At 63.0% G+C, this 14,696-nt stretch carries 13 protein-coding genes and 1 pseudogene; 13 read left to right on the forward strand and 1 reads right to left on the reverse strand.

Annotation, left to right across the window (positions count from 1 at the left end):
- Positions 1-8 precede the first annotated feature (8 nt).
- Positions 9-995, reverse strand: a complete 987-nt coding sequence (locus DIE08_RS32575; RefSeq protein ID WP_170296374.1) for an NADPH:quinone oxidoreductase family protein — start codon at positions 993-995, stop codon at positions 9-11.
- Between the two features lie 31 nt (positions 996-1,026).
- Between DIE08_RS32575 and DIE08_RS35835 the strand changes: the two genes are divergently transcribed.
- From DIE08_RS35835 to DIE08_RS32640, 13 genes and pseudogenes are all read left to right on the forward strand, one after another.
- Positions 1,027-1,449, forward strand: coding sequence for a hypothetical protein (locus tag DIE08_RS35835; RefSeq protein ID WP_185715935.1), 423 nt, complete (start codon positions 1,027-1,029; stop codon positions 1,447-1,449).
- 10 nt (positions 1,450-1,459) lie between these two features.
- Positions 1,460-2,248, forward strand: coding sequence for an enoyl-CoA hydratase/isomerase family protein (locus tag DIE08_RS32580; protein ID WP_124905833.1), 789 nt, complete (start codon positions 1,460-1,462; stop codon positions 2,246-2,248).
- Between the two features lie 30 nt (positions 2,249-2,278).
- Positions 2,279-4,354, forward strand: a complete 2,076-nt coding sequence (locus tag DIE08_RS32585) for an acetate--CoA ligase family protein (protein WP_124905835.1) — start codon at positions 2,279-2,281, stop codon at positions 4,352-4,354.
- Between the two features lie 66 nt (positions 4,355-4,420).
- Entirely contained in the window at positions 4,421-5,170 is a 750-nt protein-coding gene (locus DIE08_RS32590; protein ID WP_124905837.1) for an electron transfer flavoprotein subunit beta/FixA family protein, read from the forward strand.
- A 31-nt stretch (positions 5,171-5,201) separates the two neighbouring features.
- Positions 5,202-6,149, forward strand: a complete 948-nt coding sequence (locus DIE08_RS32595; protein WP_124905859.1) for an electron transfer flavoprotein subunit alpha/FixB family protein — start codon at positions 5,202-5,204, stop codon at positions 6,147-6,149.
- Between the two features lie 537 nt (positions 6,150-6,686).
- A complete protein-coding gene (locus tag DIE08_RS32605) occupies positions 6,687-8,204 on the forward strand; it encodes a 3-hydroxyacyl-CoA dehydrogenase (RefSeq protein WP_409360426.1) in 1,518 nt (505 codons plus the stop codon).
- Positions 8,205-8,290: 86 nt separating this feature from the next.
- Positions 8,291-9,502: pseudogene (locus tag DIE08_RS32610) on the forward strand (ABC transporter substrate-binding protein).
- A 306-nt stretch (positions 9,503-9,808) separates the two neighbouring features.
- Positions 9,809-11,014 (forward strand): 3-oxoadipyl-CoA thiolase, encoded by a 1,206-nt coding sequence (pcaF, locus tag DIE08_RS32615; protein ID WP_124905841.1) that lies wholly within the window; start codon positions 9,809-9,811, stop codon positions 11,012-11,014.
- A 185-nt stretch (positions 11,015-11,199) separates the two neighbouring features.
- The gene (locus DIE08_RS32620; RefSeq protein WP_124905843.1) at positions 11,200-12,360 is read left to right on the forward strand and encodes a Re/Si-specific NAD(P)(+) transhydrogenase subunit alpha; all 1,161 of its coding nucleotides are present in this window, start codon (positions 11,200-11,202) and stop codon (positions 12,358-12,360) included.
- Positions 12,361-12,368: 8 nt separating this feature from the next.
- Entirely contained in the window at positions 12,369-12,686 is a 318-nt protein-coding gene (locus tag DIE08_RS32625) for an NAD(P) transhydrogenase subunit alpha (RefSeq protein ID WP_059623733.1), read from the forward strand.
- Between the two features lie 5 nt (positions 12,687-12,691).
- A complete protein-coding gene (locus tag DIE08_RS32630) occupies positions 12,692-14,149 on the forward strand; it encodes an NAD(P)(+) transhydrogenase (Re/Si-specific) subunit beta (protein WP_124905845.1) in 1,458 nt (485 codons plus the stop codon).
- Between the two features lie 65 nt (positions 14,150-14,214).
- Positions 14,215-14,442: a hypothetical protein gene (locus tag DIE08_RS32635; RefSeq protein ID WP_124905847.1), complete on the forward strand. Its 228-nt coding sequence runs from the start codon at positions 14,215-14,217 to the stop codon at positions 14,440-14,442.
- A 90-nt stretch (positions 14,443-14,532) separates the two neighbouring features.
- A partial coding sequence (locus DIE08_RS32640) for an FAD-dependent oxidoreductase (protein ID WP_124905849.1) occupies positions 14,533-14,696 on the forward strand: 164 nt, incomplete at its 3' end.

Below are 14,696 nucleotides of genomic sequence, written 5' to 3' on the forward strand. Positions count from 1 at the left end.
GTTGGCATTCAGTCCATCGTCAGCACGATGCGCCCCGTCGCGCGACGCGTGTCGATCAGATGGAGGGCTTCGGAGAATCGGTTCAACGGAACCGTCTGCATGATGTTGGCGCGCAATGTCCGTTTGGCCCACATGGAGGCCATGACGGTGTGCGCCTGCGCGACCTTCCATGGCTGTCGATCGCGGTAATCCGTCCATTGCAGCCCACTTACCGTGGCGTTCTTCACCAGCAGGTAGCCGGCCCGGACTTCGGGAATCCTTCCGGCGGCAAAGCCGACCGTAACGATTCGGCCATCCCAGGCGAGCGCGCGAAGCGACGCATCGAAGATATCGCCGCCGAGCATGTCGATCACGATGTCCACGCCCCGGCCCCGTGTCGCCAGATGAACCTGATCGCGCAGGCTGTTGCGCAGATCGGAGGCGCTCAGATCGACCATGCGGCACGACACGTCGTACAGCATGGCGCTTGCACGCTCGGGTGAATGCACGCCTGCGAGAACCGTGGCGCCCATCGAACTGGCGATCTGTACGGCGGCATGGCCGACCGCGCCCGTGGCGCCATTGACGAGCACGGTGTCGCCAGGCCAGCGGCCTCGTTCCATCAGCGCGAACCATGCCGTTTGAGCTGGAAGGCCGAGGCCGGCGGACTCGACGAACGCCATGCCGTCGGGGAGCGGCAGGCATTGATCCTCGTGCGCGAGCGCCTGCGTCGCGAAGGCGCCCCATTCCACATGGATGAGCACGCGATCTCCGGGCTTGAACCGCGTCACGCCGGGTCCGACGACGCGCACGATGCCCGCCGCTTCCTTCCCGGGTATGAACGGCAATGGCGGACGAGTCTGATATCGGCCGGAAATCACGAGCAGGTCCGGATAATTGACCTCGGCGGTTTTGACGTCAATAACGACCTCGTGATGTCCCGGTTCGAGGTCGGGAAGCGCCTCGATCGCGTGAGTTTCAGCCAAACCGTGCGTCTTGATCTGAATCGCGCGCATGCATGTTCCTCCAGTTGCTCGATACGGCGGCGTGAACTCCGAGGTGCCGGATGCGTTCGTCGGGGCGCGTGTGTTGATTGCAATGCGCGTGCCATCGTCCTCGCGGGGAAAAACGACGCGCGAGCCCGCACGGCATGTCGCTGGATCGTTCGCGACATTCAGTTCGTGTCCGTGCCGCGGACACTTCGAGGTGCGCCGTCCGCCCGATGGACACGACCGACAAGGCGCGAGTCGTCGTCTTGGCCGGCAGCGCACGGTCCGGCGGGCGAAAACGGTCCCGAAATGCACCGGATGGATCGATGGCATGCATGTTGCTGAGATGAACGTGCAGAAGATTCTGATCGCCGAGGATGTGTTGAGATACAAGCCGGCGGATCGCCATCATGAAAAGACGGAGTCGCGCGACATCCGCAAGGACGCCGTGCTGAAGCATTCGGAACAAGCGGAGAAGTGAGGATGACGAGATGTCGGAAGAACTGAAATTCGAAGTCGACCGTGGCATTGCAACGATCACGCTCAATCGCCCGGACAAGCTCAACGCCTTTACCGAGGCGATGCAGGATACCTGGCTCGAGGCGCTCGAGGAATGCCGCGCGAATCCGGACATTCGGGTTGTCGTGATGACGGGCACCGGGCGTGCGTTCACGACTGGCGGTGATATCGAGACCTTTTCCGCGTCGGCGGCGCAGACACCGGCGAATATCAAGGCGCGCGTAGCCGACGGCGTACAGCGTCTGCCACGCAAGATCGCCGAACTCGACAAGCCGGTGATTGCCGCGTTGAACGGCCTGGCGACGGGCGGTGGCCTGGACATCGCCCTTGCATGCGACATCCGTTTTGCGGCGCAGAGCGCGCGCTTTGCCGAGACCTACGTGCGCATGGGGCTGATTCCGGGCGTCGGCGGAGCGTATCTGCTGCCCCGTATCGTCGGGATGTCGAAGGCGCTCGAAATGTTCTGGACGGCGGATTGGGTGGAGGCCGGCGATGCGGAACGCATTGGTCTGGTGAACAAGGTATTTCCGGATGCGGAGTTGATGGGCGGGACGTACGCGTTCGCGCGCCGCATCGCGGACGGGCCGCCGCTTGCCGTGCAGTTGATCAAGCGAGTGATGCGGTTTGGCCTGGACAAGGATCTTCAGACGGCCCACGAACTGGTGGCGGCGAATTTGCCGATCGTGCGCACCAGCGAGGACCATCAGGAAGCGGTGAATGCGTTCCGGGAGAAGCGCACACCTCAATTCATTGGGCGCTGACAGCGCTGTCGACTCGAGAAAAAACGGATTATGGACAGACAGGCATTCGAAAAGTTTATTGAACCGCGCAGCGTGGCGATCGTGGGTGCGTCGCCGCAGCAGGGAAGTCCGCGCAATTCGCTGGTGCGTGTGCTGCTGAAGCACGGATTCGACGGCGCCGTGTATCCGGTGAGCCAGAACCACGCGGAGGTTGAAGGGCTGAAGGCGTATCCGTCGGTGGCGGCGCTGCCGGAAGTGCCAGACGTTGCGCTGGTGATCACGCCGGCTCACACAGTACCCGGCGTCATTGCGGAGTGCGGCCAGAAAGGGATACGCAGCGCGATCGTGTTCAGTTCCGGATTCGAAGAGACGGAAGCGGGGAGGGCACATGCGCAGCGCCTGGCCGAAGTGGCGCGAGAGCACGGCGTGGCGGTGATTGGTGCCAACTGTCAAGGCGTGTGGTCGGTTCGTCGGCGCGTCATGATGACGTTCGGATCAGCCGCAATGAATCTTGAGACGCTCAAGCACGCGCCAATCGCGGTCGTCAGCCAGAGTGGCGCGCTCGCCGGGGCGATCGGCAATTTTCTGCAGAGCAACGGCATCGGGTGCTCTTATATCGTCAGCGTCGGCAATGAAACCTGCGCCGATGCGCTCGACGTGCTCGAGCACATCGTCGAGCAGGACGACGTACGCGTGGTGGCGCTCTACATCGAAGGACTCGAGGAAGCCGGCCGGATCGTCGGGATCGCCGAGCGTGCGCGCGAACGAGGCGTGCAGATCGTTGCCTTGAAGGCCGGCCGCTCGGAGATCGGCCAGCAGGCGACGGCGTCCCATACCGGGAAAATTGCTTCGGCGCATGCCGTCTATGCGGACGTGTTGGAGCAGGCGGGGGTGATCACGGTCGACAGCCTGATTGATGCGATGTCGGCGGTGGAAGTGCTGGCTTATCTGCCGCAACCGCGCGTGAGCGGCGATCCGCAGGGCGGGCTCGCGGTGCTGAGTTCGTCGGGTGGCGCAGGCGCGCTGCTGGCGGATCACAGCAGCGAATACGGTATTCCGATGGCGGAGTTCGGTCAGCGGACGGCGCAAGAACTGGAACGGGTTCTTCCCGCGTTCGCGCGCACGGCCAATCCGGTGGATTTGACGGGGCAGATCCAGAGCGTGGCGACGCTGTTCCGTGACACGTGCTTCGCGATCGAGGCGGAGCCGAGGGCGGAGGCGCTGATCGTGCAGTTTGCCAGTAGCGGTCGCCGGTATCTCGAGCCGAACGCCGAGGTGTTCAAGAAGGTGGGGCAGTCCATGCCGGTGGTGGTGAGCTTTATCGGAGAGCTGCCGGATCACGAGACGCGCCGATCGTTCCGGGAGGCCGGTGTGCTGCTGGTCGCCGATCCTTCGCATGCGATGAAGGCGCTGTCGCTGCTGTACAAACGCCAGCGGATGTTGTCATTGCCGAAAGTGCAGGCGCGGACACCGTTGGCGGGCCGGGCGGCGCCGCAGGATTGGGCGGAGACGATGCGGTTCTGCGCGGAGAGCGGGATGACGCCGGCGAAGTGGGTCGTGCTTGGGCCGGAGGACCGCGCTTCGGACGCATGTGCCGGAATGGCGTATCCGCTGGTGGTAAAGGTGCTTCCGTCGGACTGTGCGCACAAGACCGAGCTCGGCCTGGTGAAGCTGCGCGTTCAAACCGCGGAGGGCATCGATGCCTGTGCTCGCGAGTTTCGCGAGCAGGTGGGCAGGCCGGATATGGGGGTACTGGTGCAGGAGATGATCAGTGACGGCGTCGAAATCGTGGTGTCGTGCATGAGACAGACGGATTTTGGACCGATCATTTCGATCGGAACCGGTGGCGTTGCGGTGGAACTGTACCGCGACATGTCGCATCTGGCGTTGCCGGTGACGGCTGATCAGGTCCGTCAGGCACTTCGGAAGCTCAAGCTATGGACCCTTCTGGAGGGATTTCGAGGAAAGCCCGCGGCGGACCTGGACGCGCTGGTCGAGGCCGCCGTGCGGTTTGGGGACATGTTCCTCGCGAGCCCGGCGGTCCGGGAGTTCGAGATCAATCCGGTGATCGTGAGGGCTCGCGGACGGGGGCTGGGTGCGGTCGATGCGCTGGTGACCGTGCAGTGAAGGAACGCTGGGCGCGCCGACGATACCGCGTCCGGCTGTTTGGGTTCGTGACGTTTGGGTTAGAGAATGAAAATCCTGGTGCCAGTGAAAAGAGTGGTCGATTACAACGTGAAGGTCCGCGTGAAGTCGGACAACACGGGCGTCGACATTGCGAATGTGAAGATGTCGATGAACCCGTTCGACGAAATCGCGGTGGAAGAAGCGGTGCGCCTGAAGGAAGCGGGTGTGGCGACCGAAGTGATCGCGGTGTCGGTCGGTGTGACGCAAGCGCAGGAAACGCTGCGCACGGCGCTGGCGATCGGCGCGGATCGCGCGATCCTCGTCGAATCGAACGACAGCGTCGAGCCGCTGGCGGTGGCGAAGATCCTGAAGGCGCTGGTCGACAAGGAACAGCCGCAGCTGGTAATCCTCGGCAAGCAGGCGATCGATGACGATTCGAACCAGACGGGCCAGATGCTGGCCGCGCTGGCCAACCTGCCGCAAGGCACGTTCGCGTCGAAGGTCACGATCGCCGACGGCCGTGCTACGGTCGCACGCGAAGTCGACGGCGGCGCGGAAACGCTGTCGATGACGCTGCCGGCGGTGGTCACCACGGACCTGCGCCTGAACGAGCCGCGCTACGTGACGCTGCCGAACATCATGAAGGCGAAGAAGAAGCCGCTGGAAACGGTGAAGCCGGAAGACCTGGGCGTGGACGTCACGCCGCGTCTGAAGACGCTGAAGGTGGCCGAGCCGCCGAAGCGCGCGGCCGGCGTGAAGGTGCCGGACGTGAAGACGCTGGTCGAGAAGCTGAAGACCGAAGCCAAGGTGCTGTAAGAGGGAGCGAAAAGAAATGACGATTCTGGTGATGGCAGAGCACGAGACGACTCTGGTGATTGCAGAACACGACAACGGGTCGATCAAGGCCGCGACGCTGAACACGGTGGCGGCGGCAGCGAAGATTGGCGGTGACATTCACGTCCTGGTCGCGGGGCACAACGCGCAGGGCGCGGCCGATGCCGCAGGCAAGATTGCAGGCGTGTCGAAGGTGTTGCTGGCCGACGCGCCGCAGCTCGAAGCGGGCCTGGCGGAAAACGTCGAAGCGACCGCGCTGAACATCGCGAAGGACTACTCGCACATCCTCGCGCCGGCAACCGCCTACGGCAAGAACATCGCGCCGCGCATCGCCGCGAAGCTGGACGTTGCACAGATTTCGGACATCACGGCGGTCGATTCGGCCGACACGTTCGAGCGTCCGATCTACGCAGGCAACGCGATCGCGACGGTTCAGTCGAGCGATCCGATCAAGGTGATCACGGTGCGTGCAACGGGTTTCGATCCGGTGGCGGCGGAAGGCGGCAGCGCGTTGGTCGAGAAGATCGAAGCGGCGGCCGATGCAGGCAAGTCGCAGTTCGTGAGCCGTGAAGTGACGAAGCTGGATCGTCCGGAGCTGACGTCGGCGAGCATCATCGTGTCGGGCGGCCGTGGTCTGGGCAGCGGTGAAAACTACACGAAGGTGCTGGAGCCGCTGGCCGACAAGCTGTCGGCAGCGCTGGGCGCATCGCGCGCGGCAGTCGACGCCGGCTACGTGCCGAACGACTATCAGGTCGGCCAGACCGGCAAGATCGTTGCGCCGCAGCTGTACATCGCGGTCGGCATCTCGGGTGCGATCCAGCACCTGGCCGGCATGAAGGATTCGAAGGTGATCGTCGCGATCAACAAGGATCCGGAAGCACCGATCTTCAGCATGGCAGATTACGGCCTCGTCGGCGATCTGTTCGCGCTCGTGCCGGAACTCGTCGGCGAACTGGGCTGAAGCGCGCAATATCGTAACGTCGAATTTTGGTGACGCAACGCGGCCTTGCTTCATGAACAGGCGGCGCTGCCACCGGCCATCGTTCAGGCCAACGCACCTATCACGAGCCACGCAATGCCGCGATATGCGGTCGCGTCACCCACCGCGTGGAGGAACCGAGATGACTGTACCGAAACGTTCTCTGCGAGCAGCAATCGGAAAATGGTTGGGCAGCGGAGTTGCCGGGCGTTTTCGTCTCTCGCGTATCGGTCGATCGGATGAAAGCCGGTGGCGTTGCGTGCGAATCGACGTCGATTGCCCGTCCGGGCCCTTGTCGCTCGTGTTCTTTCGTCATGACGACGGTTCGTGGCACGTTTTCCCCCCGACAGAAGGCGGGCGGCGATCGGCGGATCGCCCTATGCCGGCCAGTTTCTCTTTGACGTACACGAACCAGGAAAAAATCTCGCACGCGTTTAGCGCGTCGGCGGCACACGAAACACTTCCGGATGACTGATGTTTGTCGATTGAATGAAGCGCAAATTGAATGGGAGATCGAGATTGGAACAATCTCTGAATAGCGTTGGCGTAGTAGGCGCAGGCGCGATGGGGCGCGGTATCGCACAAGTTTGCGCGGTGGCCGGCTGCGACGTGAATTTGTTCGATGTGAATGACGGCGCAGTGACACGGGCCGTTTCGGCGATACGCAACGATCTGGTGCGGTCGGTCGAACATGGGCGGATCGAGCAGCGCGACGCGGACGCCGCGTTGCGGCGGATCACCGCGGCAACCAGTCTGACAGAAATGGACGGGTGTGATTTGGTCGTGGAAGCGATCGTCGAGAACCTCGATATCAAGCAGCGGCTGTTGCGGGATCTGGAGTCGATCGTGTCGCCGTCGTGCATTCTGGCGACCAACACGTCGTCGTTGAGCGTGACGTCGATCGCATCCGGTTGTGTGCAGCCATCTCGCGTGGCCGGGTGGCACTTCTTCAATCCCGTCACGCGGATGCGACTGGTCGAGATCGTGCAGGCGCCCCGAACGGCAACAGAAGCGATCGATGCGCTGGTCGAGCTGTCGCGGCGCATCGGACATCGGCCGATCGTTGTGCCGGATTCGCCGGGTTTCGTGGTCAACCATGCGGGCCGTGCCTTCGTCACCGAAGGGCTGAAGCTGCTCGCGGAAAAAAACGCCGAGCACTCGGTGCTGGATGCGATCCTGCGCCAGTGCGCAGGGTTCCGCATGGGGCCGTTCGAGCTGCTGGATCTGACCGGACTCGACGTATCCGTTCCAGTGATGGAATCGATTCATGCGCAGTACTACGGCGACGATCGCTACCGACCGGTGATGCTCGCACGCACACGCCTTCACGCGGGTCTGTTGGGCCGCAAGGCAGGACAAGGGTTTTACAGCTATGACGGCAAGCCGGTGGCGGCGCATGCGCCGGCGCAGCAGGCGGTGCCGGTGGTCGACGTTGCGGTGTGGTGGCTGACGGAGGGGGCGGCGGCGTTGCCCGAAGCGGTCGTGCCGTTGCTGTCGCAGGTGACGCGTGCGGCCGACTTGCAAGCCGCCGACGTGGTGCTGATTGCACCACTGGACACGGACCTTTCAACCGCGATCGAGAATTTGCGGCTCGATCCGAGCAAGGTCGTCGGTATCGACCCCGTGTTCTGCGGGCCGTCGGGCGTGACGTTGATGACATGCCCGGGAACGGCAAAGTTGACGGTAGATCGCGCGCAGGCAATATTTGCAACGCAATCGATTCCCGCGTTTGTCATTTCGGATTCCCCTGGATTCGTTGCTCCCCGAGTGGTGGCGTGCATTGTCAATCTCGCTTGCGAAATGGCCCAGCAGGGCATCGCGTCACCGGAGGATATCGACGTATCGGTACGTCTCGGCCTCGGTTATCCGACGGGTCCGTTCGAGTGGGGCGATGCGCTCGGCACGCATCGGGTGCTCGACATCCTCAGGGGGCTTTACGAGACCTTCGGGGATCAGCGATACCGACCGTCGCCGTGGCTCGTTCGGCGTGCACGTCTCGGTCTGCCGTTGACGTCACCGGAGCGGGCCGCTGCCTGACGAACATCGATTGACGGACGACGGACTGCTCCGGCCGTTCCGCGTACCGTGCGTCGGGCAGCCGGAAATACAACGGGAGGAGACTGATGATGAAACTGCGATTTGCGCTGACGTGGACGCTCGCCGTCGCCGTGGCGATACCGGGCGCCTTTGCGGCTTCATCGGGAGAGCCGCTGAAGGTCGGCGTGATTGTCGATATGTCCGGTGTCTACTCGGGCATCGGCGGAACGGGTGGGGTGGCGGCGGTCAAGATGGCCGTGCGCGATTTCGGAGGCAAGGTGCTCGGCAGACCGGTCGAAGTGCTGTCTGCAGACTACCAGAACAAGGTCGATATTACGGCGACGCGCGCGCGGCAATGGTACGACAGGGATAACGTGTCGATGGTGATCGAATCGACCGATTCTGCCTCGGCGCTCGCGCTGCAGAAGCTTGGCATGGAAAAGCGCAAGGTGACGATCTTTGCCGGCTCGGCAACGACGGATCTGACCGGCAAGCAGTGTTCCCCGTACGGCGTGCACTATGTGTACGACACCTATGCGCTCGCGAACGGGACGGCCCGTGCGGTGGTATCGGAAGGTGGTAAGCGCTGGTTCTTCATCACGGCCGACTACGCATTCGGTCATTCGTTGCAGTCGCAGGCCACGCAGGTCGTCAAGTCGATGGGCGGACAGGTCGTGGGAAGTGTCGACCACCCTCTGGCGACATCGGACTTCGCGTCTTTCCTGATGCAGGCCCAGTCGTCGAAGGCCCAGGTCATCGGGCTCGCGAACGCGGGGCGCGACACGCAAAATGCGATCCGTCAGGCCGCCTAGTTCGGCATGATGACCGGCAAGCAGATCGTTGCACCGCTGCTGATTTTCGACGGCGATCTGAAGGGCATCGGTCTGAAGACGGCTCAGGGTCTTCAGTTCACCACCGCGTTCTACTGGGACTACAACGATCGGACGCGCGCGTTCGCGAAGGCATTCAACGCCGAGACCGGCAAGATGCCCACGATGGTCCAGGCGGGCATGTACTCCGCCATGACTCACTATCTCCAGGCCGTTCAGGCGGCGGGAACGGTGGACAGCGATGCGGTCATGGCAAATATGAAGGCGATGCCGATCAACGATTTCTTTGCCCGGGACGGCCGTATTCTGGCAAACGGCCTGATGGTGCACGACATGTATCTGGCCGAGGCGAAGAAGCCGTCGGAATCGAAAGGCGAGTGGGACCTGCTGAAGATTCGATCGGTGATCCCGAAGGAAACGGCGTTCCAGACGCTCCAGCAGAGCGGGTGCCTATTCACCACACATTGAGCGAGCGTACGTTGCAGGCGCGTGCCGGGCATGCCGATCAGGATGCCGCACCGCACATCGTGTCGGACTCGACTCGGGACATGTCTGTCAAAACGACATCTGGTGTAGAGACCGCATACAACGATGCATCGCTGTCGCGTGAACGTGATCATGTCGTGGCGCGAGGAGCGGGCGTCGCACGTCGGTGAAAGCCCGTTACGCATGTCTGCGCCGACCGCATTGGAACGCGAAAGCCGAATCCGGGCGTGACTGGCATGTTCATTGCAATAAGAGTGCGATTTCAACTTCTCGATGCGACGCCACGTCATGAGTACACAAGCCTATATTTGCGATGCAATCCGTACGCCATTCGGCCGCTATGGCGGCTCGCTTTCTTCCGTGCGCGCCGACGATTTGGCCGCGATTCCGATCAGGGCGCTGATGGTGCGCAATCCTGGCGTCGACTGGGAGGCGGTCGGCGACGTGCTGCTCGGCTGTGCGAATCAGGCCGGTGAGGACAACCGCAACGTCGCGCGCATGGCGAGCTTGCTCGCCGGCCTGCCGCTCGGCGTACCGGGCGCAACGATCAATCGACTGTGCGGCTCGGGCCTTGATGCGGTGGGCAGCGCGGCGCGCGCGATCAAGTCCGGCGAAACGGCGTTGATGATTGCGGGCGGCGTGGAAAGCATGAGTCGCGCGCCCTTCGTCATGCCGAAGGCGGAGTCGGCTTTCAGCCGTGCGAATGCGGTCTACGACACGACGATCGGCTGGCGATTCGTCAACAGGCTGATGAAGGAGCAGTACGGCGTCGATGCGATGCCTGAAACGGCGGAGAACGTCGCGGTCGACTACAAGATCGGGCGCGACGCTCAGGATCGGATGGCACTGGCTTCGCAGACGAAAGCGCTGGCCGCGCAAAAGCGTGGGTTCTTCGATAGCGAGATCACGCCTGTCTACATCCCGCAGAAAAAAGGCGAGCCGCTGGTCGTGAAGCAGGACGAGCATCCTCGCGAGACGTCGTTCGAAGCCCTTGCGAAGCTCAAGGGTGTCGTGCGGCCTGACGGCAGCGTGACGGCCGGCAACGCGAGCGGCGTCAACGACGGAGCCTGTGCGTTGCTGCTGTCCAACGAGCGCGCAATCGCCCAACACAGTCTCACGCCGCGTGCGCGGGTGGTCGCGATGGCAACCGCGGGTGTGCCGCCGCGCGTGATGGGTATCGGTCCGGCGCCGGCGACGGAGAAGGTGCTGACACTGGCCGGATTGCGGCTCGACGAGATCGACGTGATCGAACTCAACGAGGCATTTGCCGCACAGGGGCTGGCCGTGTTGCGCCTGCTGGGTCTGAAGGACGATGATCTCCGGGTCAACCCCAACGGCGGGGCGATAGCACTCGGTCATCCGCTCGGTGCATCAGGCGCGCGTCTCGTGACGACGGCAATCAATCAGTTGCACGCCACGAGCGGTCGCTACGCATTGTGCACGATGTGCATCGGGGTGGGCCAGGGCATCGCATTGATCCTGGAGCGCGTCTGAGTGCGATCGGATACGCGTAATGAATTCTGCTGAAACCGGCGAGTTCATTTCGCGAGCCGGCCGCTCGGCGTTCATGTAACACACGCGCCGCTCATCGTTGGTTCATCGCCGGCGTGACATCGAGCGTTGGTCCGCGTATCCGGTGCGCGGCAACAAACGATCATTTTTCTCAAGGAGCAGAAGTCATGCTGATAGGTGTGCCCGTCGAAACAACGCCGGGCGAAGCCCGCGTCGCCGTTACCCCGGAGACGGCCGGGAAACTGCAGGATCAGGGACACACGGTGCGCGTGGCTTCGGGTGCGGGGCTGGGGGCCAGCTATACCGACGACGCTTATCGGGCCGCCGGCGCCGAGATCGTGGATCAGGCGACTGCGCTCGGCTGCGAGGTCGTGCTGAAAGTCAGGTCGCCGCTCGACAGCGAACTCGCCGCTTTCGGCATGGGGGCCGCGCTGGTCGGGATGCTCAATCCGTTTGATGCAGCCGGTCTCGAACGGCTCGCCAAGGCGGGCATCACGGCGTTCGCGCTCGAGGCCGCACCGCGAACGACGCGCGCGCAAAGCCTGGATGTGCTGTCGAGCCAGGCGAATATCGCCGGCTACAAGGCCGTCATGATCGCCGCCGATCGATATCGGCGCATCTTCCCGATGTTGATGACGGCAGCGGGGACCGTGAAGGCGGCGCGCGTCGTGATTCTCGGTGTCGGGGTTGCCGGGTTGCAGGCCATCGCGACGGCAAAACGCTTGGGCGCTGTCATCGAAGCGAGCGACGTGCGTCCGAGCGTCAAGGAGCAGGTGGAGTCTCTGGGGGCGAAGTTCATCGACGTGCCCTACGAAACGGCTGAAGAAAAAGAGGCCGCGGAGGGTGTCGGCGGATACGCGAGGCCGATGCCGGCCTCGTGGCTGCAGCGTCAGCAGGTCGAAGTGGCCAGGCGTGTCGCGGCCGCCGATATCGTCATCACCACGGCGCTGATTCCCGGGCGGCCCGCACCGGTGCTGGTGACCGAGGCGATGGTGGAATCGATGAAGCCGGGTTCCGTCATAGTGGATCTCGCGGCGGCCCAGGGTGGCAATTGCCCGCTGACCGAGCCGGGCAGCACTGCGGTTCGGCACGGGGTGACGATCGTCGGCGAAACGAACCTGCCTGCTCTGGTCGCCACGGACGCCAGCAACCTGTATGCGCGCAACGTACTCGATTTCCTGAAACTGATTCTGCCGAAGGGCGGCGGCGTGACGATCGATCTCGAGGATGACATCGTTACCGCCTGCCTGGTTGCCCGGGACGGAATGGTCATGCGCGATCAACCTGCTCCCGTCCGGTCAACGGCGGAAGCTTCGACCACGAACTGAGAATTGCCATGGAAGCTGTCAGCCACATCATCACCAACCTGATCATCTTTGCCTTGGCCATCTATGTCGGCTATCACGTCGTCTGGAATGTGACGCCCGCACTGCATACGCCCTTGATGGCCGTGACGAACGCGATCTCGGCGATCGTCATCGTCGGTGCAATGCTCGCGGCGGGACTGACATCGAGCGGTCTCGGCAGAACCGCTGGCGTGCTCGCGGTTGCGCTCGCGGCGGTCAACGTGTTCGGGGGCTTCCTCGTCACGCGACGGATGCTGGAAATGTTCAGGAAGAAAGAAAGAAAGACGACTGAAAAGGCGGGGGCGTAACGATCATGAGCATGAACCTCGTTACCTTGTTGTATTTGCTGGCCAGCATCTGTTTCATTCAGGCGCTGAAGGGGCTGTCTCACCCGACGACGGCCATTCGCGGAAACGCATTCGGCATGACGGGCATGGCAATCGCAGTACTCACCACCGCGGCTCTGATCGTGAAGCTCGCCGCCACGCCGACCGGACTCGGGCTCGTGCTGCTCGGTCTGCTCCTGGGGGGAACCGTCGGCGCCGTGATGGCGTATCGCGTGGAAATGACCAAGATGCCGGAGCTGGTGGCGTTCATGCACAGCATGATCGGCTTGGCAGCCGTCTTCATCGCGGTGGCCGCGGTGACGGAGCCTTGGGCGTTCGGCATTACGCCTGCGCCGTTGGCTGCGGGCGCGGGGCTAGACGGTCTCGCGCACCCGTCGATCCCGACCGGCAACCGGCTCGAGCTTTTCCTCGGAGCGGCGATTGGCGCGATCACGTTCAGCGGATCGGTGATCGCGTTCGGCAAGCTCAGCGGTAAGTACACGCTGCGCGTATTCCGGGGCGCGCCGGTCCAGTTCAAGGGGCAGCATTTTCTGAACCTCGTGCTGGGACTAACCACGATCGCGCTCGGCCTGACGTTCATGGCGACCGAAAGCTGGTCCGTGTTTCTGTTGATGCTGGCGTTCGCGTTCGTGATGGGCGTGTTGATCATCATCCCGATCGGCGGCGCGGACATGCCGGTGGTGGTGTCGATGCTGAACAGCTACTCCGGCTGGGCAGCCGCGGGCATCGGCTTTTCGCTCAGCAATCCGATGCTGATCATTGCCGGCTCGTTGGTGGGCAGCTCCGGTGCGATTCTGTCCTACATCATGTGCAAGGCGATGAACCGGTCGTTCTTCAACGTGATTTTGGGCGGGTTCGGCGGCGAGGCCAATGCCGCTGCCGGCGGGGCCAAGGAACAGCGTCCGGTCAAGAGCGGCAGCGCGGACGACGCCGCATACATGCTGTCGAACGCGGAATCCGTGATCATCGTTCCGGGATATGGCTTGGCGGTCGCGCGTGCGCAACATGCGATCAACGAGCTGTCTCAGAAACTCACGGAAAAGGGTGTGACGGTGAAGTACGCGATTCATCCGGTCGCGGGGCGCATGCCCGGTCACATGAACGTGCTGCTCGCGGAAGCCGAGGTGCCGTATGACCAGGTGTTCGAGATGGAGGAGATCAACGGCGAATTCTCGCAGGCCGACGTCGCGATCGTGCTCGGTGCCAACGACGTGGTGAACCCGGTCGCGCTGGAAAAGGGCAGTCCGATCTACGGTATGCCGATACTCGATGCATACAAGGCGCGGACGGTCATCGTCAACAAACGTTCGATGGCTGCCGGATATGCGGGGCTCGACAATGAGTTGTTCTATATGGACAAGACGATGATGGTTTTCGGCGACGCGAAGAAGGTCGTCGAGGACATGGTGAAGGCCATCGACTAAACGGGCCGACGGACACGGACCACGCTCCGGTCCGCGTCCGTGTCCGAGTGATCGGGGAGGGGAAAATGTTTGGTTCGACGCTGGTACAAAGGCATGTCGGCAACACGTCGCTGACGGCCGAATTTCACGAAGGCTCGGGACGACTTCGCATATCGTCGAACGGCGTGCTGTCGCACGAATTTTTTCCGCCCCAGTCATGGATGATCGTGGCCACGAGCGCCGGTGCAAGCAATTGGGGCACGCGCCCGAGCAAGACAGACCTTCTGCATGTCCTCGAGCAGTTCGACGGATGACGCGAGACGGCGGTCTGCGATTCCGGGTTACGCGTCGCATGGGGCGCCGTCTCGCCTGCGCGCAGTTCGACCGTTTATTCAGAGAGATCGATGACAAATTCAGCTGTCGTGCATAGTGACGCAGCGCAACAGCGCGAATCCATGGAATACGACGTCGTGATCGTCGGCGGCGGCCCGGCCGGGCTGTCGGCGGCGATCCGGCTCAAGCAGCTGGCCGCCGAGAAAGGCACCGAGATCGGCGTGTGCGTGCTCGA

The sequence above is a fragment of the Burkholderia sp. Bp9004 genome (genome assembly GCF_003858025.1).
In the GTDB taxonomy this organism is placed as follows: Bacteria; Pseudomonadota; Gammaproteobacteria; order Burkholderiales; family Burkholderiaceae; genus Burkholderia; species Burkholderia diffusa.

Coding starts and splice junctions, on each gene's coding strand:
- DIE08_RS32575 (WP_170296374.1), bottom strand. CDS start 995: ATGCGCGCGATTCAGATCAAGACGCACGGTTTGGCTGAAACTCACGCG.
- DIE08_RS32580 (WP_124905833.1), top strand. CDS start 1,460: ATGTCGGAAGAACTGAAATTCGAAGTCGACCGTGGCATTGCAACGATC.
- DIE08_RS32585 (WP_124905835.1), top strand. CDS start 2,279: ATGGACAGACAGGCATTCGAAAAGTTTATTGAACCGCGCAGCGTGGCG.
- DIE08_RS32590 (WP_124905837.1), top strand. CDS start 4,421: ATGAAAATCCTGGTGCCAGTGAAAAGAGTGGTCGATTACAACGTGAAG.
- DIE08_RS32595 (WP_124905859.1), top strand. CDS start 5,202: ATGGCAGAGCACGAGACGACTCTGGTGATTGCAGAACACGACAACGGG.
- pcaF (WP_124905841.1), top strand. CDS start 9,809: ATGAGTACACAAGCCTATATTTGCGATGCAATCCGTACGCCATTCGGC.
- DIE08_RS32620 (WP_124905843.1), top strand. CDS start 11,200: ATGCTGATAGGTGTGCCCGTCGAAACAACGCCGGGCGAAGCCCGCGTC.
- DIE08_RS32625 (WP_059623733.1), top strand. CDS start 12,369: ATGGAAGCTGTCAGCCACATCATCACCAACCTGATCATCTTTGCCTTG.
- DIE08_RS32630 (WP_124905845.1), top strand. CDS start 12,692: ATGAGCATGAACCTCGTTACCTTGTTGTATTTGCTGGCCAGCATCTGT.
- DIE08_RS32635 (WP_124905847.1), top strand. CDS start 14,215: ATGTTTGGTTCGACGCTGGTACAAAGGCATGTCGGCAACACGTCGCTG.